A 20,678-nucleotide genomic window follows, 5' to 3' on the forward strand; every position below is an offset into this window, starting at 1 on the left:
GTCGAGTGTTGATGCTGCGCGCCTCCCGCCGGGGGGACCGGAAGCGAGTCCCACAGTACTCGTCGCCCTAACTGCCTTACGGCAGCGCTGGGGCGGACGTACGGGAATCTTCCGGGAAGTGTGGTGCGGCACTGGCCAGGCACCCGGTGAACCTCTTTCCAAAGGCAAGGATGTTCGAACAAGGGACATCTGTGTCAGTGAGAGTGCGACACGCCCGACCGCGTGGGTCGGAGGAGGTCAACGGAACACCGGGTTCCAGAGCTGTAGAGAGACAGGACTACTGAGTAGCCATGGCGGGACAGAAGATCCGCATCCGGCTCAAGGCCTACGACCACGAGGTCATCGACTCCTCGGCGAAGAAGATCGTCGAGACGGTGACCCGTACTGGTGCGTCGGTCGCGGGCCCGGTGCCGCTGCCCACTGAGAAGAACGTGTACTGCGTCATCAAGTCGCCGCACAAGTACAAGGACTCGCGCGAGCACTTCGAGATGCGCACGCACAAGCGCCTGATCGACATCCTCGACCCGACCCCCAAGACCGTTGACTCTCTGATGCGACTCGACCTCCCGGCCGGTGTCGACATCGAGATCAAGCTCTGAGGCCGGTGATCTGAACGATGGCTAAGCAGATCAAGGGCATCCTGGGCGAGAAGCTCGGCATGACGCAGGTGTGGGACGAGAACAACCGTGTTGTTCCGGTCACCGTCGTCAAGGCCGGCCCCAACGTCGTGACCCAGGTCCGTACGAACGACGCCGACGGCTACGAGTCCGTCCAGATCGCGTTCGGCGAGATCGACCCCCGCAAGGTGAACAAGCCCCTCAAGGGCCACTTCGCCAAGGCCGATGTCACCCCGCGTCGCCACCTCGTCGAGATCCGCACCGCGGACGCCTCCGAGTACACCCTCGGCCAGGAGATCACCGCTGAGGTGTTCGAGGCCGGGATCAAGGTCGACGTGACCGGCAAGAGCAAGGGCAAGGGCTTCGCCGGTGTCATGAAGCGTCACAACTTCAAGGGCCTCGGCGCCGGTCACGGCACCCAGCGCAAGCACCGCTCGCCCGGTTCCATCGGTGGCTGCGCCACCCCGGGCCGCGTGTTCAAGGGCCTCCGCATGGCGGGTCGTATGGGCAACGAGCGGGTCACCACCCAGAACCTGACCGTTCACGCCGTTGACGCGGAGAAGGGCCTGCTGCTCATCAAGGGCGCGGTTCCTGGTCCGAACGGCGGCCTCGTCCTGGTCCGCACCGCGGCCAAGGGGGCCTGAGGATATGAGCACCATTGACATTCTGTCGCCCTCCGGCGACACCGCCGGGACCGTCGAGCTCCCGGCCGAGATCTTCGACGTCGAGAAGGTCAGCATCCCGCTGATCCACCAGGTCGTCGTCGCGCAGCTGGCCGCTGCCCGTCAGGGCACGCACAAGACCAAGACGCGTGGCGAGGTCCGTGGTGGCGGCAAGAAGCCGTACCGCCAGAAGGGCACCGGCCGCGCCCGTCAGGGTTCGACCCGTGCGCCGCAGTTCGCCGGCGGTGGCGTCGTCCACGGCCCCGTGCCGCGTGACTACTCGCAGCGGACCCCGAAGAAGATGAAGGCCGCGGCCCTGCGCCACGCCCTCACCGACCGGGCCCGCCACAACCGGATCCACGTCGTCTCCGGCGTCGTCGAGGGTGAGAACCCGTCGACGAAGGCCGCCCGGACGCTGTTCGGCAAGATCTCGGAGCGCAAGAACCTGCTCCTGGTCGTCGACCGCGCCGACGAGGCCTCGTGGCTGTCCGCCCGCAACCTGCCCCAGGTCCACATCCTGGAGCCGGGCCAGCTGAACACGTACGACGTTCTCGTCTCGGACGACGTGGTCTTCACCCAGGCCGCCTTCGAGTCCTTCGTGTCCGGCCCGAAGGCCAACGACACCGAAGGGAGCGAGGCCTGATGGCTACGCGTCACCCGAGCATCGCCTCCAAGGCTGCGAAGGCCGCCAAGGCCGCGCGCGTCGCCAAGGCGCGCCGCCACGCCGCCGAGGGCAAGAACACCGTCGTCACCCCGGCCAGCAAGGCGTACACGGACCCCCGTGACGTGCTGCTGAAGCCGGTCGTGTCCGAGAAGAGCTACGCGCTTCTCGACGAGGGCAAGTACACGTTCATCGTGGCTCCGGGCGCCAACAAGACCCAGATCAAGCAGGCCGTCCAGGCGGTCTTCTCGGTCAAGGTCACCGGCGTCAACACGATCAACCGCCAGGGCAAGCGCAAGCGGACCCGCACTGGCTTCGGCAAGCGTGCCGACAGCAAGCGCGCGATCGTGACCCTTGCCGAGGGCGACCGTATCGACATCTTCGGCGGTCCGACCGCGTAAGCGGGTCGGATCGTCCGATATCGGACGAGGACTGAGAAATGGGAATCCGCAAGTACAAGCCGACTACGCCGGGCCGTCGTGGCTCCAGCGTCGCCGACTTCGTCGAGGTCACGCGGTCCACGCCGGAGAAGTCGCTGGTCCGCCCGCTGCACAGCAAGGGCGGCCGTAACAACGCCGGTCGTGTGACCGTTCGCCACCAGGGTGGCGGACACAAGCGCGCCTACCGTGTCATCGACTTCCGTCGCCATGACAAGGACGGCGTGCCGGCGAAGGTCGCGCACATCGAGTACGACCCCAACCGCACCGCGCGCATCGCGCTGCTGCACTACGCGGACGGCGAGAAGCGCTACATCCTCGCCCCGCGCAACCTGCAGCAGGGTGACCGCGTCGAGAACGGTCCCGGGGCCGACATCAAGCCGGGCAACAACCTGGCGCTCCGCAACATCCCGGTCGGTACCACGATCCACGCGATCGAGATCCGTCCCGGTGGCGGCGCCAAGTTCGCCCGCTCCGCCGGTGCCTCGGTGCAGCTGCTCGCGAAGGAGGGCACGATGGCCCACCTTCGTATGCCGTCCGGCGAGATCCGCCTGGTCGACCAGCGCTGCCGCGCCACGGTCGGCGAGGTCGGCAACGCCGAGCAGAGCAACATCAACTGGGGCAAGGCCGGCCGCAAGCGCTGGCTGGGCGTCCGCCCGACCGTTCGCGGTGTGGCGATGAACCCGGTTGACCACCCGCACGGTGGTGGTGAGGGCAAGACCTCCGGTGGTCGCCACCCGGTCAGCCCCTGGGGTCAGAAGGAGGGTCGTACTCGTTCGCCGAAGAAGGCTTCGAACAAGTACATCGTCCGCCGCCGCAAGACGAACAAGAAGCGCTAGGAGCGGGTTTAGATGCCGCGCAGTCTCAAGAAGGGGCCCTTCGTCGACGACCACCTGATCAAGAAGGTGGACGCCCAGAACGAAGCCGGTTCCAAGAACGTCATCAAGACCTGGTCCCGTCGCTCGATGATCGTCCCGGCCATGCTCGGCCACACGATCGCGGTGCACAACGGCAAGACCCACATCCCGGTGTTCGTCACCGAGTCGATGGTCGGCCACAAGCTCGGCGAGTTCTCGCCGACGCGCACCTTCCGGGGTCACGTCAAGGACGACCGGAAGTCGAAGCGCCGCTAGCAGCGGATCGCATTCAGACACGTAAGTAACTGAGAGGGACAACCATGGAAGCCAGGGCCCAGGCGCGGTACATCCGCGTTACGCCCATGAAGGCCCGCCGAGTGGTGGACCTTATCCGTGGCATGGATGCCACGGAGGCTCAGGCTGTTCTGCGATTCGCTCCGCAGGCAGCCTCAGTGCCCGTCGGCAAGGTGCTGGACAGCGCCATCGCCAACGCCGCGCACAACTACGACCACACCGACGCCGACAGCCTCTTCATCTCCGAGGCGTACGTCGACGAGGGCCCGACCCTGAAGCGGTTCCGGCCGCGCGCCCAGGGCCGTGCCTACCGGATCCGCAAGCGGACCAGCCACATCACCGTGGTCGTCAGCAGCAAGGAAGGAACCCGGTAATGGGCCAGAAGGTTAACCCGCATGGGTTCCGGCTCGGTGTCACCACGGACTTCAAGTCCCGGTGGTACGCCGACAAGCTGTACAAGGACTACGTCAAGGAAGACGTCGCCATCCGTCGGATGATGACGTCCGGCATGGAGCGCGCCGGCATCTCGAAGGTGGAGATCGAGCGCACCCGTGACCGTGTGCGTGTGGACATCCACACCGCTCGTCCGGGCATCGTCATCGGCCGCCGTGGCGCCGAGGCCGACCGCATCCGCGGTGACCTCGAGAAGCTCACGGGCAAGCAGGTCCAGCTGAACATCCTCGAGGTCAAGAACCCCGAGACCGACGCTCAGCTGGTTGCCCAGGCCGTCGCCGAGCAGCTCTCCTCCCGCGTCTCCTTCCGTCGGGCCATGCGCAAGAGCATGCAGTCCGCCATGAAGGCCGGCGCCAAGGGCATCAAGATCCAGTGCGGTGGCCGCCTCGGTGGCGCCGAGATGTCCCGCTCGGAGTTCTACCGCGAGGGCCGCGTGCCCCTGCACACGCTCCGCGCGAACGTGGACTACGGCTTCTTCGAGGCCAAGACGACCTTCGGCCGCATCGGTGTGAAGGTCTGGATCTACAAGGGCGACGTCAAGAACATCGCCGAGGTCCGCGCCGAGAACGCTGCCGCCCGTGCGGGCAACCGCCCGGCTCGCGGTGGCGGTGCCGACCGCCCGGCCCGTGGTGGCCGCGGTGGCGAGCGGCGCGGTCGCAAGCCGCAGCAGGCTGCCGGCGCCGAGGCCCCCAAGGCCGAGGCTCCCGCCGCCGCTCCGGCTGAGAGCACCGGAACGGAGGCCTGACCGACATGCTGATCCCCCGTAGGGTCAAGCACCGCAAGCAGCACCACCCGAAGCGCCGTGGTCAGGCCAAGGGCGGTACGACGGTCGCGTTCGGCGAGTACGGCATTCAGGCCCTCACGCCGGCGTACGTGACCAACCGCCAGATCGAGGCGGCCCGTATCGCGATGACCCGCCACATCAAGCGTGGCGGCAAGGTCTGGATCAACATCTACCCGGACCGTCCCCTCACCAAGAAGCCTGCCGAGACCCGCATGGGTTCCGGTAAGGGTTCGCCGGAGTGGTGGATCGCGAACGTGCACCCGGGCCGGGTCATGTTCGAGCTGTCGTACCCCAACGAGAAGATCGCCCGTGAGGCTCTGACTCGCGCAGCCCACAAGCTGCCGATGAAGTGCCGGATCGTCAAGCGCGAGGCAGGTGAAGCGTGATGTCGGCCGGTACCAAGGCGTCCGAGCTGCGCGAGCTGGGCAACGAGGAGCTTCTCAACAAGCTCCGCGAGGCCAAGGAAGAGCTGTTCAACCTCCGCTTCCAGGCGGCGACCGGTCAGCTCGAGAACCACGGTCGGCTCAAGGCCGTCCGTAAGGACATCGCGCGGATCTACACCCTGATGCGTGAGCGCGAGCTGGGCATCGAGACGGTGGAGAGCGCCTGATGAGTGAGAGCAACGTGACTGAGCAGACTGCAGAGGCCCGCGGCTTCCGCAAGACCCGTGAGGGTCTCGTCGTCAGCGACAAGATGGACAAGACCGTCGTCGTCGCCGTCGAGGACCGCGTCAAGCACGCGCTGTACGGCAAGGTCATCCGCCGTACCAACAAGCTCAAGGCGCACGACGAGCAGAACGCTGCCGGCGTCGGCGACCGGGTCCTCCTCGCGGAGACCCGCCCGCTGTCCGCCACGAAGCGCTGGCGCGTCGTCGAGATCCTCGAGAAGGCGAAGTAATCAAGCGGGGGTTCGCCCCCGCTGACCCCCCGCCGGGGCTTCGGCCCCGGCGGACAGGGTTCTTCTCTTCAAGAGGCGCAAGTAATTCCTGCGGGGCAAATCCGCAGGACGGTTCCGCCAGGCTCTCCGGTTCAACCCCCGGAGGGAACCGGCAGACAAACAGGAGATAGACGTGATCCAGCAGGAGTCGCGACTGCGTGTCGCCGACAACACTGGTGCGAAGGAGATCCTTTGCATCCGTGTGCTCGGTGGCTCCGGTCGCCGCTACGCGGGCATCGGTGACGTCATCGTCGCCACCGTGAAGGACGCGATCCCCGGTGGCAACGTGAAGAAGGGTGACGTCGTCAAGGCGGTCATCGTTCGCACCGTCAAGGAGCGCCGCCGTCCGGACGGCTCGTACATCCGCTTCGACGAGAACGCCGCCGTCATTCTGAAGAACGACGGCGACCCTCGCGGCACCCGCATCTTCGGCCCGGTCGGGCGTGAGCTGCGCGAGAAGAAGTTCATGAAGATCATCTCGCTGGCTCCGGAGGTGCTGTAAGCGTGAAGATCAAGAAGGGCGACCTGGTCCAGGTCATCACCGGTAAGGACAAGGGCAAGCAGGGCAAGGTCATCGCGGCCTTCCCCCGCGAGGACCGCGTCCTGGTCGAGGGTGTCAACCGGGTCAAGAAGCACACCAAGGCCGGCCCGACCGCTCGCGGTTCGCAGGCCGGTGGCATCGTCACGACCGAGGCCCCCATCCACGTCTCCAACGTCCAGCTGGTCGTGGAGAAGGACGGCAACAAGGTCGTCACGCGTGTCGGTTACCGCTTCGACGACGAGGGCAACAAGATCCGCGTTGCCAAGCGGACGGGTGAGGACATCTGATGGCTACCACCACGACTCCGCGTCTCAAGACGAAGTACCGCGAGGAGATCGCGGGCAAGCTGCGTGACGAGTTCAAGTACGAGAACGTCATGCAGATCCCCGGCCTCGTCAAGATCGTGGTCAACATGGGTGTGGGCGACGCCGCCCGCGACTCCAAGCTGATCGAGGGCGCCATCCGCGACCTCACCACGATCACCGGTCAGAAGCCGGCCGTCACCAAGGCCCGCAAGTCCATCGCGCAGTTCAAGCTGCGTGAGGGCCAGCCGATCGGTGCCCACGTCACGCTCCGTGGCGACCGCATGTGGGAGTTCCTGGACCGCACCCTGTCGCTCGCGCTGCCGCGCATCCGCGACTTCCGTGGTCTGTCCCCCAAGCAGTTCGACGGCCGTGGCAACTACACCTTCGGTCTCACCGAGCAGGTCATGTTCCACGAGATCGACCAGGACAAGATCGACCGTACCCGGGGCATGGACATCACCGTGGTGACCACGGCGACCAACGACGCTGAGGGCCGCGCGCTCCTTCGTCACCTCGGCTTCCCCTTCAAGGAGGCGTGAGCGAGATGGCGAAGAAGGCTCTGATTGCCAAGGCTGCTCGCAAGCCCAAGTTCGGTGTGCGTGCGTACACCCGCTGCCAGCGCTGCGGCCGTCCGCACTCCGTGTACCGCAAGTTCGGCCTGTGCCGCGTGTGCCTTCGTGAGATGGCTCACCGTGGCGAGCTGCCGGGCGTGACCAAGAGCTCCTGGTAATCCCCTAGTTGGGATTACCTGAAGCTCTCGGTAAGCAAAGGGTTTGGTCAGGGGCCCACCCCTCCATGGCTTAGGCTAGGAGGGTTGGGCGCCCTGACGCCCGTACGACTTACTACGCCGTAGGTCCACCGCACCGCACCCGCCTCGTCTCGGATCGAGGAGAGGGATGGGCACCTGGAAACCCCGGCGAGAGAGGCCGAAGGCCAATTCATGACCATGACTGATCCGATCGCAGACATGCTTACGCGTCTGCGGAACGCGAACTCGGCATACCACGACTCCGTGACGATGCCGGCGTCCAAGATCAAGTCTCACATCGCGGAGATCCTCCAGCAGGAGGGCTTCATCACGGGCTGGAAGGTCGAGGACGCCGAGGTCGGCAAGAACCTCGTCCTGGAGCTGAAGTTCGGCCCCAACCGTGAGCGCTCCATCGCGGGCATCAAGCGGATCTCCAAGCCCGGTCTCCGGGTGTACGCGAAGTCCACCAACCTGCCGAAGGTGCTCGGCGGCCTGGGCGTGGCGATCATCTCCACGTCCCACGGGCTCCTCACCGACAAGCAGGCCGGCAAGAAGGGCGTAGGCGGAGAAGTTCTCGCCTACGTCTGGTAGCGGAAAGGAATCGGAGGAAACAGCTATGTCGCGTATTGGCAAGCTCCCCATCACGGTTCCCGCCGGCGTGGACGTCACCATCGACGGCCGTACGGTCTCGGTCAAGGGCCCCAAGGGCGAACTGACCCACACCGTCGCTGCGCCGATCGACATCGTCAAGGGTGAGGACGGCGTTCTCAACGTCACCCGCCCCAACGACGAGCGTCAGAACAAGGCCCTGCACGGCCTGTCCCGCACGCTGGTGGCGAACATGATCACCGGCGTGACCCAGGGTTACGTGAAGAAGCTCGAGATCAGCGGTGTCGGTTACCGCGTGCAGGCCAAGGGTTCGAACCTCGAGTTCGCTCTCGGCTACAGCCACCCGATCACCGTCGAGGCCCCCGAGGGCATCACCTTCAAGGTGGAGGCCCCCACCCGGTTCTCGGTCGAGGGCATCGACAAGCAGAAGGTCGGCGAGGTTGCGGCCAACATCCGCAAGCTGCGCAAGCCCGACCCGTACAAGGCCAAGGGTGTCAAGTACGAGGGCGAAGTCATCCGCCGCAAGGTCGGAAAGGCGGGTAAGTAAGCCATGGCATACGGACAGAAGATCCTGAAGGGCGACGCCTACAAGCGCGCCGCGATCAAGCGCCGTCACATCCGGATCCGCAAGCGGATCTCCGGTACGGCGGAGCGTCCCCGTCTGGTCGTTACCCGCTCCAACCGCCACATCGTGGCCCAGGTGATCGACGACATCAAGGGTCACACCCTGGCGTCGGCGTCCACCCTGGACACCACGGTCCGCGGTGGCGAGGGCGACAAGTCCGCGCAGGCCAAGCAGGTCGGTGCCCTGGTCGCCGAGCGCGCCAAGGCCGCCGGTGTCGAGGCTGTCGTATTCGACCGTGGTGGCAACCAGTACGCCGGGCGCATCGCCGCCCTGGCGGACGCCGCCCGCGAAGCCGGCTTGAAGTTCTGAGCCGTTCGTAGCTAGCGGAAAAAGAGAGAGGTAATTCCAATGGCTGGACCCCAGCGCCGCGGTGGCGGTGCCGGTGGCGGCGAGCGGCGGGACCGGAAGGGCCGTGACGGCGGCGCTGCTGCCGCCGAGAAGACCGCGTACGTTGAGCGCGTGGTCGCGATCAACCGCGTCGCCAAGGTTGTGAAGGGTGGTCGTCGCTTCAGCTTTACCGCGCTGGTCGTGGTGGGCGACGGTGACGGCACCGTGGGTGTCGGTTACGGCAAGGCCAAGGAGGTGCCGGCCGCCATCGCCAAGGGTGTTGAGGAGGCCAAGAAGCACTTCTTCAAGGTCCCCCGTATCCAGGGCACCATCCCGCACCCCATCCAGGGTGAGAAGGCTGCCGGCGTCGTGCTGCTCAAGCCCGCGTCCCCGGGTACCGGTGTTATCGCCGGTGGTCCGGTGCGTGCCGTGCTCGAGTGCGCCGGTATCCACGACGTGCTGTCGAAGTCGCTCGGCTCCGACAACGCGATCAACATCGTGCACGCGACCGTGGAGGCCCTGAAGGGTCTGCAGCGTCCCGAGGAGATCGCGGCCCGCCGTGGTCTGCCCCTCGAGGACGTCGCTCCCGCGGCTCTTCTCCGTGCGCGTGCCGGGGCGGGTGCGTAATCATGGCGCAGCTCAAGATTACGCAGGTCAAGTCCTACATCGGCAGCAAGCAGAACCACCGTGACACCCTGCGCTCCCTTGGTCTCAAGGGCATCAACACGCAGGTCGTCAAGGAGGACCGCCCCGAGTTCCGCGGCATGGTGCACACCGTCCGCCACCTCGTGACGGTCGAGGAGGTCGACTGATCATGGCGGAGAACAACCCGCTCAAGATCCACAACCTCCGTCCCGCCCCGGGCGCCAAGACCGCCAAGACCCGTGTGGGTCGTGGTGAGGCGTCGAAGGGTAAGACGGCCGGTCGTGGTACCAAGGGCACGAAGGCCCGCTACCAGGTTCCGGAGCGCTTCGAGGGTGGGCAGATGCCCCTCCACATGCGTCTTCCGAAGCTGAAGGGCTTCAAGAACCCGTTCAAGACCGAGTTCCAGGTCGTGAACCTCGACAAGCTGGCCGCGCTCTACCCCGAGGGCGGCGAGGTCACCGTCGAGGGTCTGGTGGCCAAGGGTGCGGTTCGCAAGAACAGCCTCGTCAAGGTCCTCGGCCAGGGCGAGATCTCCGTGGCGCTGCAGGTGACGGTCGACGCCGTCTCCGGCTCCGCCAAGGAGAAGATCACCGCCGCCGGCGGCACGGTCACCGAGCTCGTCTGAGCGCGATGACGTAAAGCAGTACCCACCGGGGATACCTCACAACGGGGTATCCCCGGTTGGTCGTTCCACGGGGGGCAGTGTCGCCGGTAAGGTGGCCTGCACTGCTTTCCCACATATTCGTCGAACCTCAAGACCGTCACCCTTGACGCAGTAGCGCGGGGGTCGCAGGAGGCACCGTGCTCACCGCGTTCGCCCGGGCGTTCAGGACGCCCGACCTGCGCAAGAAGCTGCTCTTCACGCTCGCCATCATCGTGGTGTACCGCGTGGGTACCCACATTCCGATCCCTGGCGTCGACTACAAGTCCGTCCAGGAGTGCGTGGACCAGGCGTCCGGCAACACGGGACTCTTCGGTCTGGTCAACATGTTCAGCGGTGGCGCGCTGCTGCAGATCACGATCTTCGCGCTCGGCATCATGCCGTACATCACGGCGAGCATCATTCTCCAGCTGCTGACCGTCGTGATCCCCCGGCTGGAGGCCCTCAAGAAGGAGGGCTCGGCCGGTACGGCGAAGATCACGCAGTACACCCGTTACCTCACGGTGGCGCTCGCGATCCTGCAGGGCACCGGCCTCGTCGCCACCGCCCGCAGCGGCGCCCTCTTCTCCGGCTGCACCGTCGCGTCGAGCATCGTCCCGGACCGCGCGATCTTCACCACGATCGTCATGGTCATCACGATGACCGCCGGTACGGCCGTCGTCATGTGGCTCGGTGAGCTCATCACCGACCGCGGCATCGGCAACGGCATGTCGATCCTGATGTTCATCTCGATCGCCGCCACCTTCCCGTCCGCGCTGTGGGCCATCAAGAAGCAGGGCACCCTGGCCGACGGCTGGATCGAGTTCGGCACCGTCATCGCGGTCGGCCTGGTCATGGTCGGCCTGGTGGTCTTCGTCGAGCAGGCCCAGCGCCGCATCCCCGTGCAGTACGCGAAGCGCATGATCGGCCGCCGGTCCTACGGCGGTACGTCGACGTACATCCCGCTGAAGGTCAACCAGGCCGGTGTGATTCCGGTCATCTTCGCGTCGTCGCTGCTCTACATCCCGGCTCTGATCGCGCAGTTCTCGAGCGGCAACTCGGGCTGGAAGACCTGGATCGAGGCCAACCTCGTCAAGGGCGACCACCCGATCTACATCACCCTGTACTTCCTGCTCATCGTTTTCTTCGCGTTCTTCTACGTGGCGATCTCCTTCAACCCCGAGGAAGTCGCCGACAACATGAAGAAGTATGGTGGCTTCATCCCGGGCATCCGGGCTGGCCGACCGACCGCTGAGTACCTCAGCTACGTACTCAACCGGATCACCTGGCCGGGTTCGCTGTACTTGGGTCTGATCGCTCTTGTGCCAACGATGGCGTTGGTCGGCTTCGGGGCAAGCCAGAACTTCCCGTTCGGCGGGACCAGCATCCTGATCATCGTGGGTGTCGGTCTCGAGACGGTGAAGCAGATCGAGAGCCAGCTCCAGCAGCGCAATTACGAAGGGTTCCTCCGCTGATGCGTATCGTCCTCGTCGGGCCGCCGGGTGCCGGCAAGGGAACGCAGGCCGCGTTCCTCGCCTCGAACCTGTCGATCCCGCACATCTCCACGGGCGACCTGTTCCGCGCCAACATCAGCCAGCAGACGGACCTCGGCAAGCTCGCTAAGTCCTACATGGACGCGGGCAACCTGGTTCCGGACGAGGTCACCATCGGGATGGCCAAGGACCGCATGGAGCAGCCCGACGCCGAGAACGGCTTCCTGCTCGACGGCTTCCCGCGCAACGTCTCGCAGGCCGAGGCGCTCGACGAGATGCTCCAGACCGAGGGCATGAAGCTCGACGCGGTGCTGGACCTCGAGGTCCCCGAGGAGGAGGTCGTCAAGCGCATCGCCGGCCGCCGCATCTGCCGCAACGACTCGGCGCACGTCTTCCACGTCTCGTACAAGGCGCCCAAGCAGGACGGCGTCTGTGACGTCTGCGGCGGCGAGCTGTACCAGCGCGACGACGACTCCGAGGAGACCGTCCGCAAGCGGCTGGAGGTCTACCACACCCAGACCGAGCCGATCATCGACTACTACAAGGCCCAGGGCCTGGTGGTCACGATCTCGGCGCTCGGCAAGGTGGAGGAGGTCACCGGTCGCGCGATGGAGGCCCTGGGGCGCGAGGACCACGCCGCGTAGCGGTTCTTCCCGTACGACAGCCGCGGTTCCCTTCCGGGGGGCCGCGGCTGCTGCGTGGGTGCACGTATCGTTGAAGGCGCCTCGTCGAGGGCGTCCGACCCCTCACCCGTTCCCCCGTTTCCCCGGTCCGAGAAAGGCCCCCGCCGCATGGTGCAGATCAAGAACTCCGAGCAGATCGCCAAGATGCGTGAGGCGGGGCTGGTCGTCGCCGCCATCCACGCGGCGACCCGCGAGGCCGCGGTGCCCGGAGCCACGACCAGGGATCTCGACCAGGTCGCGCGCAAGGTCCTCGCGGAGCACAACGCCAAGCCGAACTTCCTGGGGTACGGCGGCTTCCCGGCGACGATCTGCACCTCCGTGAACGAGGTCGTGGTCCACGGCATCCCGTCCGACGAGGTCGTCCTCAAGGACGGCGACATCATCTCCATCGACTGCGGCGCGATCATCGACGGCTGGCACGGGGACGCGGCGTACACCGCCTTCGTGGGCTCGGGTCACGCCCCGGAGCTGATCGAGCTCTCCCGGGTGACCGAGGAGTCCATGTGGGCCGGCATCGCGGCGATGAAGCAGGGCAACCGGCTGGTCGACGTCTCCCGGGCCATCGAGACGTACATCCGGCGGCAGCCGAAGCCGGGCGGTGGGCGGTACGGGATCATCGAGGACTACGGCGGGCACGGCATCGGCACCGAGATGCACATGGACCCGCACCTGCTGAACTACGTCGACCGGCGGCGGGGGAAGGGGCCGAAGCTGGTGCCGGGGTTCTGCCTGGCGATCGAGCCGATGGTGTCCTTGGGTACGCCGAAGACGGAGGTCTTGTCGGACGACTGGACGGTCATCACGACGGACGGGACGTGGTCTTCGCACTGGGAGCACTCGGTGGCGCTGACGGAGGCTGGTCCTTTGGTGCTCACGGCTCCGGACGGTGGCAAGGCGAAGCTTGCGGAGCATGGGGTTGTTGCGGCGCCGGATCCGTTGGCTTAGGTCGTGTGCCGGGTGCGGGCGCGCCGTGGCTGGTCGCGCCCACGCGGCGGAGCCGCATATCGACACAGCCCCGCGCCCCTCAAGGGGCGCTTAAGGATCTCCCTCTTGGGGCATGAATCCTCGATTCGTCTTTCTCGGGGTGCTTGACGTAGACTGACTCGTCGACTCTCGTGCGCCCGCATGTCCTCATGCGCTGGCGGGAGTCGATCAAGGTAGTCGATTCGAAGGGCGAAGCGTGGCCAAGAAGCAAGGTGCCATCGAGATCGAGGGCACTGTCGTCGAGTCTCTTCCGAACGCCATGTTCAAGGTCGAGCTCCAGAACGGCCACCAGGTCCTGGCACACATCAGCGGCAAGATGCGGATGCACTACATCCGTATCCTCCCTGACGACCGGGTCGTGGTGGAGCTGTCTCCGTACGACCTGACCCGTGGCCGGATCGTCTACCGGTACAAGTAGATCCCTCTGACTCGGAGAACCTCAGTCCCATGAAGGTCAAGCCGAGCGTCAAGAAGATCTGCGACAAGTGCAGGGTGATCCGCCGTCACGGTCGGGTCATGGTCATCTGCGAGAACCCGCGCCACAAGCAGCGCCAGGGTTAATCGCAACCGGCCTCACCTTCTGCATCCGCAGAGATTCGCGCGACGCGAGCTGAATATGTAAATACGCGGAACCCAGGCGGCCAGTGCACGCCTGACACCCTCGGTTCGGAGGCCGAGGACCCGATTCGTACCTGGTACGGCGGTCGGGATCCGGTTCTGCGTCAGACCTCCGAAGATCAACTGGAGCCATTGAATGGCACGCGTTTCCGGTGTTGACATCCCGCGCGAAAAGCGCGTGGAGGTCGCCCTGACCTACGTGTTCGGCATCGGCCGGACTCTTTCGCAGAAGACGCTGGCGGAGACGGGCATCGACCCGAACACCCGTGTTCGTGACCTGAGCGAAGAGCAGCTCGTCGCGATCCGCGAGTACGTCGACAACAACATCAAGACCGAGGGTGACCTCCGTCGCGAGATCCAGGCCGACATCCGCCGCAAGGTCGAGATCGGCTGCTACCAGGGTCTGCGCCACCGCCGTGGTCTGCCCGTCCGTGGTCAGCGCACCAGCACGAACGCCCGCACCCGCAAGGGCCCGCGTCGCGCCATCGCCGGCAAGAAGAAGCCGGGCAAGAAGTAGTCCTCAGCGGACAACGCTTCATCAGCGGTCTTCGCTGTAGGACCGACCACCTCCCCGTAGGAGTTTGTAGATGCCCCCCAAGGGTCGTCAGGGCGCTGCCAAGAAGGTGCGCCGCAAGGAAAAGAAGAACGTCGCTCACGGCCACGCGCACATCAAGAGCACGTTCAACAACACGATCGTCTCCATCACGGACCCGTCCGGCAACGTGATCTCCTGGGCCTCCGCCGGCCACGTCGGCTTCAAGGGCTCCCGGAAGTCCACGCCGTTCGCCGCGCAGATGGCCGCCGAGTCGGCTGCCCGTCGTGCGCAGGAGCACGGCATGCGCAAGGTCGACGTGTTCGTGAAGGGTCCGGGTTCCGGCCGCGAGACCGCGATCCGTTCGCTCCAGGCCACGGGCCTCGAGGTCGGCTCCATCCAGGACGTCACCCCGACCCCGCACAACGGCTGCCGTCCGCCGAAGCGTCGTCGCGTCTGACGCGCAGGCTCACGATGGCTCGGCGGTCGGCTGGGGGTGTGGGGGTTATCCCCCACATGTCGCAGCACGGCTGCCGTCCGCCGAAGCGTCGTCGCGTCTGACCTCGCTTCATTCGGGCTTCTCGGGCGGTACGGCTCTGTAAGGGTCGTATCGCCCGTACCCTTGTAGCAGTACCTCAGGGCATCAAATAGTGGGTGCCCCTGAACTGAAGGATTCACATGCTGATCGCTCAGCGTCCCTCGTTGACCGAAGAGGTCGTCGACGAGTTCCGCTCCCGGTTCGTGATCGAGCCGCTGGAGCCGGGCTTCGGCTACACCCTCGGCAACTCGCTCCGCCGCACCCTCCTGTCGTCGATCCCCGGTGCTGCTGTCACCAGCATCCGCATCGACGGCGTCCTGCACGAGTTCACCACCGTGCCGGGCGTCAAGGAGGACGTCACCGACCTGATCCTCAACATCAAGCAGCTGGTCGTCTCCTCGGAGCACGACGAGCCGGTCGTGATGTACCTGCGCAAGCAGGGCCCGGGTCTGGTCACCGCCGCCGACATCGCGCCCCCGGCCGGTGTCGAGGTGCACAACCCCGACCTGGTCCTCGCCACGCTCAACGGCAAGGGCAAGCTGGAGATGGAGCTGACGGTCGAGCGTGGCCGCGGTTACGTCTCCGCCGTGCAGAACAAGCAGGTGGGCCAGGAGATCGGCCGTATTCCGGTCGACTCCATCTACTCGCCGGTTCTCAAGGTCACCTACAAGGTCGAGGCGACCCGTGTCGAGCAGCGCACCGACTTCGACAAGCTGATCGTCGACGTCGAGACCAAGCAGGCCATGCGTCCCCGTGACGCCATGGCGTCGGCCGGTAAGACCCTGGTCGAGCTGTTCGGTCTCGCCCGTGAGCTGAACATCGACGCCGAGGGCATCGACATGGGTCCGTCCCCGACGGACGCGGCCCTCGCCGCCGATCTGGCGCTGCCGATCGAGGAGCTGGAGCTCACCGTTCGGTCGTACAACTGCCTCAAGCGTGAGGGCATCCACTCCGTGGGTGAGCTGGTCGCGCGCTCCGAGGCGGACCTGCTCGACATTCGTAACTTCGGTGCGAAGTCGATCGACGAGGTCAAGGCGAAGCTGGCGGGCATGGGTCTTGCGCTCAAGGACTCGCCTCCCGGGTTCGACCCGACTGCTGCGGCGGACGCGTTCGGCGCGGACGACGACGCGGACGCCGGGTTCGTCGAGACCGAGCAGTACTAAGAGCTCGGGACCGACTGCCGGTTCCTGGCTGCCGGCCCGCTGTGGCTGGTCGCGCAGTTCCCCGCGCCCCTTAAAGGCGCGGGGTCTCCGACGAGCAAACCCGCTCGCTCGGATACTGACCCCGGTACCTGACACGGCCGGGGCAGACACCTAGGAGAAACACCATGCCGAAGCCCACCAAGGGTGCCCGTCTGGGCGGCAGTGCCGCGCACGAGAAGCTGCTGCTCGCGAACCTCGCGAAGAGCCTCTTCGAGCACGGCCGTATCACCACCACCGAGGCGAAGGCGCGCAAGCTGCGTCCGTACGCCGAGCGTCTGATCACCAAGGGCAAGAAGGGCGACCTTCACAACCGCCGTCAGGTGCTTCAGGTGATCACGGACAAGAGCGTCGTCCACACGCTCTTCACCGAGATCGGCCCGCGCTACGAGAACCGTCCGGGTGGCTACACCCGCATCACCAAGATCGGTAACCGCCGTGGCGACAACGCGCCCATGGCTGTCATCGAGCTGGTCGAGGCGCTGACGGTCGCGCAGCAGGCGACGGGTGAGGCCGAGGCCGCCACCAAGCGTGCCGCCAAGGACGCCGAGGCTGCTCCGGTTGCCGAGGAGACCAAGGTCGACACGACCAAGGCCGACGAGGCTGAGGCTCCCGCCGAGGAGTCGAAGGACGCGTAAGCGTTCCGCCCCTTAAAACAGGGCGTCCGACGGGCCCGTTCCTTTCGAGGAGCGGGCCTGTTCGTGTTGTGGCGGAAAGAGGGCGCAACCCCACAGCGGACTCACAGGTCATGCATACGGCGTCGCCGATCCGGTGCGCCTGATGTCACGGGGGGTTCCATGACCGCTCTCGCCGCCGTGCGGCGTACCGTCTCCGCTCTCGCGCTGGCCGCCCTGGCCGCCGGCGCGCTCGCCGTTCCCGCCCAGGCCCAGGAGGAGCCGCTGCCGGTCTCCGTGACCGGGCCCGACCATGTGAACCTCTCGCTGCACCCCGAGCCAGGGGAGCCGGGTGAGCCGCGCGAGCCGCAGATCGAGCTCGGGCTCAGAGCGCCGGGCGAGCCCGTTCCGGACGAGAACGGGGTGATCTATCCGATCCACCAGGGCGACTACACGGTCACCGTGGACGCGAGCTCCCTGGCCGGGGTCGCCGCCGTGGACTTCTCGCGGCTCGGGGGCTGGCGGGGCTGCTCCGTCGAGGGGCTGGTCGCCACCTGCCACGACTACGAGATCTACGCCGGCGCGGACTACAACGACCTGGGCGGCATCAGACTCGACGTCACCGACGAGAGCGCCGCGGGTGACGTCGGCACCATCGAGGTCACGGCCGCCGGAGAGGGCCTGGCCTTCACCGGGCACACGGTGGACGTGCTGGTCGGCGGCCCCGAGCTGCGGATGAAGCAGCTGGGCGAGCCCGAGGGCTTCCAGGCCGGTGACACCTTCCGGGCGCCGATGAGCTTCCTCAACGTCGGAGGCCTCGGCGGCAAGGGTGTGGTGCTGCGGGTCTCAGGCACCCGGGGCATCTCCCTGCCCAGTACGTTCCGCAACTGCTGGTACGACCCCCGTGACCCGGACGACCTGCGCGGGTGGTCCTCGGCGCTGTGCGTCTTCGACAGCGAGTTCGCCGGTGGGGCGACCTACGGCCTGAGCACGCCCTTCCCGGTCAGGACGGCCGACTTCGCCCTCTACGACGTGCTGTCCTACTCCTTCAGCGCGGTGCCCGCCGACCAGGTGGCGGACCTGCTGGCCCAGGGCGACTACCGGGCCGGGACCGGTCCTGAGCTGGGGCTGGTGCGGCTGCCGGACGCCGATCCGGCCGGTTACGTCCAGTACGCGGAGACGGACTTCCCGACCAAGAACACCTTCGACCTCGACCTGAGCGGGGAGCGGCTGCGGGCCCGCAAGGGCCAGACGGTGTCGGTGGACGTCGGCTTCGCCAACCACGGCCCCGCCTGGCTGGCCCTGATCCGCTCCGGCGGCGAGCCGATCTCGTTCTGGGTGGACCTTCCCCCGGGGACCACGGTCACCTCGGCTCCCGCGGCATGCCGGGCCGCCGACTGGGAGGGCGCCGAGGGCGACTACCTCTGCAACATCGACACCCCGATCCTGGAGGACGCCTCGCGCACCTTCACCTTCGGCCTGCGCGTGGACGAGGTGATCAGGAACGCCACCGGCCGGGCGTTCTTCGCGTACACGATGCCGAATGAGGGCAATCCGGCGAACGACTCCGGCCAGATCGTCCTCAACCCGAGGGGCCGGCACTGAGGGATCCTGCCGAGCGGGCCCGCCCTTGGGGCGGGCCCGTTCCGCGTTCCTGAGAGGATCGGGGGGTGAGTGACGAAGTACAGCCCGGTGACGTCCGTGTCCGCCTCGACCTGTCCTACGACGGGTCCGAGTTCTCCGGATGGGCCAAGCAGGCCGGGGGACGGCGGACCGTGCAGGGCGAGATCGAGGACGCGCTGCGGACCGTGACGCGGTCCAAGGACGTGACGTACGAGCTGACCGTGGCCGGGCGGACGGATGCCGGGGTGCACGCCCGGGGGCAGGTGGCCCATGTCGACCTGCCCGAGGCGCTGTGGGAGGAGCACCGGGAGAAGCTGCTGAAGCGGCTGGCGGGGCGGCTGCCGAAGGACGTGCGGGTGTGGTCCCTGCGGGAGGCGCCGGCCGGGTTCAACGCGCGGTTCTCCGCGATCTGGCGGCGGTACGCCTACCGCGTCACCGACAACCCCGGGGGCGTCGACCCGCTGCTGCGGGGGCACGTCCTGTGGCACGACTGGCCGCTGGACGTGGACGCCATGAACGAGGCGGCGCGGCGGCTGCTGGGGGAGCACGACTTCGCCGCGTACTGCAAGCGGCGGGAGGGTGCGACGACCATCCGCACGCTCCAGGAGCTGAGCCTGGTGCGCGGTGACGACGGGATCATCACCGCGACCGTGCGGGCCGACGCCTTCTGCCACAACATGGTGCGCTCGCTGATCGGGGCGCTGCTGTTCGTGGGGGACGGGCACCGGGGGCCGGAGTGGCCCGGGAAGGTGCTGGCCGCCGGTGTCAGGGACTCGGCCGTCCATGTCGTACGGCCGCACGGGCTGACGTTGGAGGAGGTCGGCTACCCGGCGGACGAGCTGCTGGCGGCGCGGAACAGGGAGGCGCGGAACCGGCGGACGCTGCCGGGAGCGGGCTGCTGCTGAACCCCCGCACCCGGCAGGGTGTCTCGTCAGCCGGTGCCCACGAGGGTTCCCTTGACGAACTTCGTGTTGCCGGTGCCGTTCTGCCAGGGGGACGAGACCCCCTGGAGATGGCCCGAGTTGACCACGACGTAGGCGGAGTAGTCGGCCCGCACGCCGTACTGGGGGCTCGCCACCCCGGTTCCGTCGTCGTCCTTGCCCGTGAGCACCACGAGTCCGTCGGCGATGACCTTGCACTGGGAGCTCGCGACGCCCAGTCCCGCGTAGCCGCCGCCACCGGTGCCGTTGTTCTTGCCGTCCCGGGTGAGCTGGGTGGCCGACAGCATGAGGACTCCGGTGGTGTCCGTCGCGTGGACGTACATGCCGTACCAGCCGTTGCGGTCGGTGGAGCAGGCGACCATCCGGATCACTCCCGGTACGGACTCGAGGTCGAAGCCGTGCAGCTTCGACCACTCCGCCCGGCAGCTGGTGAAGGAGGAGTTGCCCGCGCCCGACATCCACCAGCCGCAGCCGCCGACGCCCAGGACGTACACGTCGTGGAAGACGGAGTCGGTGGAGTTGTTCAGCACGATGCCGTGGGAGCCGGTCCACAGCACGGAGACGCGGTCGTAGTGCAGGCAGAACGGGGCCTGGGGGCCGCCCGTGGCGTTGAAGTTGTACCAGGTGTTGATCCCGATGCCGGTGACGGAGCGGACATGGACGTCCCGGAGCTGGAGGTGCTGGATCTGCCCGGTCGCGCGGATGCCGTCGATCTCCGCTCCGGAGCGGGGCAGGTCGGACCCGTCGATGCTCAGGGCGAAGATGCGCTGCGCGTTGGCCTTGCGGGAGTAGCCCCCCAGCTGCTGGTCCAGGATCTCGACGACCGCGTTTCCCTTGAACGACGGAAGGGGGCGGAGGCCGGACACCGGGTTCTCGGCGCCCGGCTGGGCCTCACCACCGGCGTGCGAGCCCTGGAAGGTCACGTAGGGGCCTATGCGCAGGGGAGCGCTCGTGCGGTACACCCCCGCCGGGAGGACGGTGACGTTGCCGGCCTGGCAGGCGTCGAGTGCCGCCTGGATCGCGGCCGTGTCGTCGGTGGTGCCGTCCCCCTTGGCGCCGTGGTCCTTCACGTTCACCCACCCGGCGTCCGCCGCCACGGCGGCGGCGTCGCCGGTGGAGACCGCGGTGGCGGAGACGGCGACACCGCCCACGGCGAGGGCCGATCTGAGGACGGAACGGCGCGAGTTCGGACTGGTCAAATTGTGCCCCCCTGGGCTGCTCGGTGATCGACAGCCAGTATCCACACCTCAAAAGTGTGATGAGAAGCGCACAACTAATGCTCTGTGCCCGGGACGCACAGGTGGGAAACCTG

Annotated in this window: 33 protein-coding genes; 32 read left to right on the top strand and 1 reads right to left on the bottom strand. The window is 67.0% G+C overall.

Annotated features, from left to right (window positions below; all coding sequences use genetic code 11):
- Positions 1-290: 290 nt before the first annotated feature.
- From rpsJ to truA, 32 genes are all read left to right on the top strand, one after another.
- Positions 291-599, top strand: coding sequence for a 30S ribosomal protein S10 (gene rpsJ, locus ACFULQ_RS16845; protein WP_003948644.1), 309 nt, complete (start codon positions 291-293; stop codon positions 597-599).
- 17 nt (positions 600-616) lie between these two features.
- The gene (gene rplC, locus ACFULQ_RS16850) at positions 617-1,261 is read left to right on the top strand and encodes a 50S ribosomal protein L3 (protein WP_007384065.1); all 645 of its coding nucleotides are present in this window, start codon (positions 617-619) and stop codon (positions 1,259-1,261) included.
- A gap of 4 nt (positions 1,262-1,265) precedes the next feature.
- Positions 1,266-1,922, top strand: coding sequence for a 50S ribosomal protein L4 (gene rplD, locus ACFULQ_RS16855; protein ID WP_383544117.1), 657 nt, complete (start codon positions 1,266-1,268; stop codon positions 1,920-1,922).
- Positions 1,922-2,341 (top strand): 50S ribosomal protein L23, encoded by a 420-nt coding sequence (gene rplW / locus ACFULQ_RS16860; RefSeq protein ID WP_383544119.1) that lies wholly within the window; start codon positions 1,922-1,924, stop codon positions 2,339-2,341. Before rplD ends, rplW begins: the two co-directional genes overlap by 1 nt.
- A 38-nt stretch (positions 2,342-2,379) precedes the next feature.
- On the top strand, positions 2,380-3,216 hold the full coding sequence (gene rplB / locus ACFULQ_RS16865; protein ID WP_030039757.1) for a 50S ribosomal protein L2: 837 nt from the start codon (positions 2,380-2,382) through the stop codon (positions 3,214-3,216).
- Positions 3,217-3,228: 12 nt separating this feature from the next.
- Complete coding sequence (rpsS, locus tag ACFULQ_RS16870) at positions 3,229-3,510, top strand: 30S ribosomal protein S19 (RefSeq protein WP_007384069.1); 282 nt, start codon at positions 3,229-3,231, stop codon at positions 3,508-3,510.
- A gap of 44 nt (positions 3,511-3,554) precedes the next feature.
- Positions 3,555-3,902: a 50S ribosomal protein L22 gene (rplV, locus tag ACFULQ_RS16875; RefSeq protein WP_003974262.1), complete on the top strand. Its 348-nt coding sequence runs from the start codon at positions 3,555-3,557 to the stop codon at positions 3,900-3,902.
- Positions 3,902-4,726 carry a 30S ribosomal protein S3 gene (rpsC, locus tag ACFULQ_RS16880; RefSeq protein ID WP_062023386.1) on the top strand — a complete coding sequence of 275 codons (825 nt, stop codon included), beginning with the start codon at positions 3,902-3,904 and terminating at the stop codon, positions 4,724-4,726. The genes rplV and rpsC overlap by 1 nt, the downstream gene beginning before the upstream one ends.
- 5 nt (positions 4,727-4,731) lie before the next feature.
- Positions 4,732-5,151, top strand: a complete 420-nt coding sequence (gene rplP / locus ACFULQ_RS16885; RefSeq protein WP_004927269.1) for a 50S ribosomal protein L16 — start codon at positions 4,732-4,734, stop codon at positions 5,149-5,151.
- Positions 5,151-5,375, top strand: a complete 225-nt coding sequence (gene rpmC, locus ACFULQ_RS16890; protein ID WP_010036720.1) for a 50S ribosomal protein L29 — start codon at positions 5,151-5,153, stop codon at positions 5,373-5,375. The genes rplP and rpmC overlap by 1 nt, the downstream gene beginning before the upstream one ends.
- A complete protein-coding gene (gene rpsQ / locus ACFULQ_RS16895; RefSeq protein ID WP_007384073.1) occupies positions 5,375-5,662 on the top strand; it encodes a 30S ribosomal protein S17 in 288 nt (95 codons plus the stop codon). Before rpmC ends, rpsQ begins: the two co-directional genes overlap by 1 nt.
- A gap of 172 nt (positions 5,663-5,834) precedes the next feature.
- Complete coding sequence (rplN, locus tag ACFULQ_RS16900) at positions 5,835-6,203, top strand: 50S ribosomal protein L14 (protein WP_003998823.1); 369 nt, start codon at positions 5,835-5,837, stop codon at positions 6,201-6,203.
- Positions 6,204-6,205: 2 nt separating this feature from the next.
- A complete protein-coding gene (gene rplX, locus ACFULQ_RS16905; protein WP_003992365.1) occupies positions 6,206-6,529 on the top strand; it encodes a 50S ribosomal protein L24 in 324 nt (107 codons plus the stop codon).
- The gene (gene rplE / locus ACFULQ_RS16910) at positions 6,529-7,086 is read left to right on the top strand and encodes a 50S ribosomal protein L5 (protein ID WP_020135807.1); all 558 of its coding nucleotides are present in this window, start codon (positions 6,529-6,531) and stop codon (positions 7,084-7,086) included. The genes rplX and rplE overlap by 1 nt, the downstream gene beginning before the upstream one ends.
- A gap of 5 nt (positions 7,087-7,091) precedes the next feature.
- Positions 7,092-7,277, top strand: a complete 186-nt coding sequence (locus tag ACFULQ_RS16915; RefSeq protein WP_003956452.1) for a type Z 30S ribosomal protein S14 — start codon at positions 7,092-7,094, stop codon at positions 7,275-7,277.
- Between the two features lie 210 nt (positions 7,278-7,487).
- Positions 7,488-7,886: a 30S ribosomal protein S8 gene (gene rpsH / locus ACFULQ_RS16920; RefSeq protein ID WP_007384075.1), complete on the top strand. Its 399-nt coding sequence runs from the start codon at positions 7,488-7,490 to the stop codon at positions 7,884-7,886.
- Between the two features lie 25 nt (positions 7,887-7,911).
- Entirely contained in the window at positions 7,912-8,451 is a 540-nt protein-coding gene (gene rplF, locus ACFULQ_RS16925) for a 50S ribosomal protein L6 (RefSeq protein ID WP_330265011.1), read from the top strand.
- 3 nt (positions 8,452-8,454) lie between these two features.
- The gene (gene rplR, locus ACFULQ_RS16930; protein WP_030317315.1) at positions 8,455-8,838 is read left to right on the top strand and encodes a 50S ribosomal protein L18; all 384 of its coding nucleotides are present in this window, start codon (positions 8,455-8,457) and stop codon (positions 8,836-8,838) included.
- 39 nt (positions 8,839-8,877) lie between these two features.
- Positions 8,878-9,483, top strand: a complete 606-nt coding sequence (gene rpsE / locus ACFULQ_RS16935) for a 30S ribosomal protein S5 (protein ID WP_009190144.1) — start codon at positions 8,878-8,880, stop codon at positions 9,481-9,483.
- A gap of 2 nt (positions 9,484-9,485) precedes the next feature.
- Entirely contained in the window at positions 9,486-9,668 is a 183-nt protein-coding gene (gene rpmD, locus ACFULQ_RS16940) for a 50S ribosomal protein L30 (protein WP_003974250.1), read from the top strand.
- 2 nt (positions 9,669-9,670) lie between these two features.
- Positions 9,671-10,126, top strand: coding sequence for a 50S ribosomal protein L15 (gene rplO / locus ACFULQ_RS16945; RefSeq protein ID WP_003974249.1), 456 nt, complete (start codon positions 9,671-9,673; stop codon positions 10,124-10,126).
- A 176-nt stretch (positions 10,127-10,302) separates the two neighbouring features.
- The gene (secY, locus tag ACFULQ_RS16950; protein WP_383544127.1) at positions 10,303-11,616 is read left to right on the top strand and encodes a preprotein translocase subunit SecY; all 1,314 of its coding nucleotides are present in this window, start codon (positions 10,303-10,305) and stop codon (positions 11,614-11,616) included.
- Positions 11,616-12,278: an adenylate kinase gene (locus ACFULQ_RS16955; protein ID WP_383544130.1), complete on the top strand. Its 663-nt coding sequence runs from the start codon at positions 11,616-11,618 to the stop codon at positions 12,276-12,278. Before secY ends, ACFULQ_RS16955 begins: the two co-directional genes overlap by 1 nt.
- Before the next feature lie 147 nt (positions 12,279-12,425).
- On the top strand, positions 12,426-13,262 hold the full coding sequence (gene map, locus ACFULQ_RS16960; RefSeq protein ID WP_383544133.1) for a type I methionyl aminopeptidase: 837 nt from the start codon (positions 12,426-12,428) through the stop codon (positions 13,260-13,262).
- Positions 13,263-13,497: 235 nt separating this feature from the next.
- On the top strand, positions 13,498-13,719 hold the full coding sequence (gene infA / locus ACFULQ_RS16965) for a translation initiation factor IF-1 (RefSeq protein ID WP_003948620.1): 222 nt from the start codon (positions 13,498-13,500) through the stop codon (positions 13,717-13,719).
- A gap of 29 nt (positions 13,720-13,748) precedes the next feature.
- The gene (rpmJ, locus tag ACFULQ_RS16970) at positions 13,749-13,862 is read left to right on the top strand and encodes a 50S ribosomal protein L36 (protein ID WP_003998809.1); all 114 of its coding nucleotides are present in this window, start codon (positions 13,749-13,751) and stop codon (positions 13,860-13,862) included.
- Between the two features lie 193 nt (positions 13,863-14,055).
- Complete coding sequence (gene rpsM, locus ACFULQ_RS16975; protein WP_330265008.1) at positions 14,056-14,436, top strand: 30S ribosomal protein S13; 381 nt, start codon at positions 14,056-14,058, stop codon at positions 14,434-14,436.
- A 70-nt stretch (positions 14,437-14,506) separates the two neighbouring features.
- Entirely contained in the window at positions 14,507-14,911 is a 405-nt protein-coding gene (gene rpsK, locus ACFULQ_RS16980) for a 30S ribosomal protein S11 (RefSeq protein ID WP_003956432.1), read from the top strand.
- A gap of 218 nt (positions 14,912-15,129) precedes the next feature.
- Positions 15,130-16,152 carry a DNA-directed RNA polymerase subunit alpha gene (locus tag ACFULQ_RS16985; protein ID WP_003966937.1) on the top strand — a complete coding sequence of 341 codons (1,023 nt, stop codon included), beginning with the start codon at positions 15,130-15,132 and terminating at the stop codon, positions 16,150-16,152.
- A gap of 164 nt (positions 16,153-16,316) precedes the next feature.
- Entirely contained in the window at positions 16,317-16,826 is a 510-nt protein-coding gene (gene rplQ, locus ACFULQ_RS16990; protein ID WP_383544137.1) for a 50S ribosomal protein L17, read from the top strand.
- Between the two features lie 159 nt (positions 16,827-16,985).
- Entirely contained in the window at positions 16,986-18,407 is a 1,422-nt protein-coding gene (locus ACFULQ_RS16995; protein WP_383544140.1) for a hypothetical protein, read from the top strand.
- A 65-nt stretch (positions 18,408-18,472) separates the two neighbouring features.
- Positions 18,473-19,330: a tRNA pseudouridine(38-40) synthase TruA gene (truA, locus tag ACFULQ_RS17000; protein ID WP_383544142.1), complete on the top strand. Its 858-nt coding sequence runs from the start codon at positions 18,473-18,475 to the stop codon at positions 19,328-19,330.
- 26 nt (positions 19,331-19,356) lie between these two features.
- Here the strand turns inward: truA and ACFULQ_RS17005 are convergent, their stop codons facing one another.
- Positions 19,357-20,565 (bottom strand): glycosyl hydrolase family 28-related protein, encoded by a 1,209-nt coding sequence (locus ACFULQ_RS17005; protein ID WP_383544145.1) that lies wholly within the window; start codon positions 20,563-20,565, stop codon positions 19,357-19,359.
- Positions 20,566-20,678: the final 113 nt, after the last annotated feature.

Origin of the sequence: Streptomyces sp. NPDC057253 (genome assembly GCF_042669125.1) — a bacterium.
Classification (GTDB): domain Bacteria; phylum Actinomycetota; class Actinomycetes; order Streptomycetales; family Streptomycetaceae; genus Streptomyces.

Excerpts from the sequence above, each read along its gene's own strand:
- rplP (WP_004927269.1), top strand. The coding sequence starts at position 4,732 with ATGCTGATCCCCCGTAGGGTCAAGCACCGCAAGCAGCACCACCCGAAG.
- rplC (WP_007384065.1), top strand. The coding sequence starts at position 617 with ATGGCTAAGCAGATCAAGGGCATCCTGGGCGAGAAGCTCGGCATGACG.
- map (WP_383544133.1), top strand. The coding sequence starts at position 12,426 with ATGGTGCAGATCAAGAACTCCGAGCAGATCGCCAAGATGCGTGAGGCG.
- ACFULQ_RS16995 (WP_383544140.1), top strand. The coding sequence starts at position 16,986 with ATGACCGCTCTCGCCGCCGTGCGGCGTACCGTCTCCGCTCTCGCGCTG.
- rplF (WP_330265011.1), top strand. The coding sequence starts at position 7,912 with ATGTCGCGTATTGGCAAGCTCCCCATCACGGTTCCCGCCGGCGTGGAC.
- ACFULQ_RS16915 (WP_003956452.1), top strand. The coding sequence starts at position 7,092 with ATGGCGAAGAAGGCTCTGATTGCCAAGGCTGCTCGCAAGCCCAAGTTC.
- rplQ (WP_383544137.1), top strand. The coding sequence starts at position 16,317 with ATGCCGAAGCCCACCAAGGGTGCCCGTCTGGGCGGCAGTGCCGCGCAC.
- rplD (WP_383544117.1), top strand. The coding sequence starts at position 1,266 with ATGAGCACCATTGACATTCTGTCGCCCTCCGGCGACACCGCCGGGACC.
- rpsM (WP_330265008.1), top strand. The coding sequence starts at position 14,056 with ATGGCACGCGTTTCCGGTGTTGACATCCCGCGCGAAAAGCGCGTGGAG.
- ACFULQ_RS16985 (WP_003966937.1), top strand. The coding sequence starts at position 15,130 with ATGCTGATCGCTCAGCGTCCCTCGTTGACCGAAGAGGTCGTCGACGAG.
- rpsE (WP_009190144.1), top strand. The coding sequence starts at position 8,878 with ATGGCTGGACCCCAGCGCCGCGGTGGCGGTGCCGGTGGCGGCGAGCGG.
- rpsH (WP_007384075.1), top strand. The coding sequence starts at position 7,488 with ATGACCATGACTGATCCGATCGCAGACATGCTTACGCGTCTGCGGAAC.
- rplV (WP_003974262.1), top strand. The coding sequence starts at position 3,555 with ATGGAAGCCAGGGCCCAGGCGCGGTACATCCGCGTTACGCCCATGAAG.
- rplW (WP_383544119.1), top strand. The coding sequence starts at position 1,922 with ATGGCTACGCGTCACCCGAGCATCGCCTCCAAGGCTGCGAAGGCCGCC.
- rpmC (WP_010036720.1), top strand. The coding sequence starts at position 5,151 with ATGTCGGCCGGTACCAAGGCGTCCGAGCTGCGCGAGCTGGGCAACGAG.
- rplR (WP_030317315.1), top strand. The coding sequence starts at position 8,455 with ATGGCATACGGACAGAAGATCCTGAAGGGCGACGCCTACAAGCGCGCC.
- rplO (WP_003974249.1), top strand. The coding sequence starts at position 9,671 with ATGGCGGAGAACAACCCGCTCAAGATCCACAACCTCCGTCCCGCCCCG.
- rplB (WP_030039757.1), top strand. The coding sequence starts at position 2,380 with ATGGGAATCCGCAAGTACAAGCCGACTACGCCGGGCCGTCGTGGCTCC.
- rpsJ (WP_003948644.1), top strand. The coding sequence starts at position 291 with ATGGCGGGACAGAAGATCCGCATCCGGCTCAAGGCCTACGACCACGAG.
- rpmD (WP_003974250.1), top strand. The coding sequence starts at position 9,486 with ATGGCGCAGCTCAAGATTACGCAGGTCAAGTCCTACATCGGCAGCAAG.
- rpsK (WP_003956432.1), top strand. The coding sequence starts at position 14,507 with ATGCCCCCCAAGGGTCGTCAGGGCGCTGCCAAGAAGGTGCGCCGCAAG.
- rpsC (WP_062023386.1), top strand. The coding sequence starts at position 3,902 with ATGGGCCAGAAGGTTAACCCGCATGGGTTCCGGCTCGGTGTCACCACG.
- rplE (WP_020135807.1), top strand. The coding sequence starts at position 6,529 with ATGGCTACCACCACGACTCCGCGTCTCAAGACGAAGTACCGCGAGGAG.
- rpsS (WP_007384069.1), top strand. The coding sequence starts at position 3,229 with ATGCCGCGCAGTCTCAAGAAGGGGCCCTTCGTCGACGACCACCTGATC.
- ACFULQ_RS16955 (WP_383544130.1), top strand. The coding sequence starts at position 11,616 with ATGCGTATCGTCCTCGTCGGGCCGCCGGGTGCCGGCAAGGGAACGCAG.
- rpsQ (WP_007384073.1), top strand. The coding sequence starts at position 5,375 with ATGAGTGAGAGCAACGTGACTGAGCAGACTGCAGAGGCCCGCGGCTTC.
- rpmJ (WP_003998809.1), top strand. The coding sequence starts at position 13,749 with ATGAAGGTCAAGCCGAGCGTCAAGAAGATCTGCGACAAGTGCAGGGTG.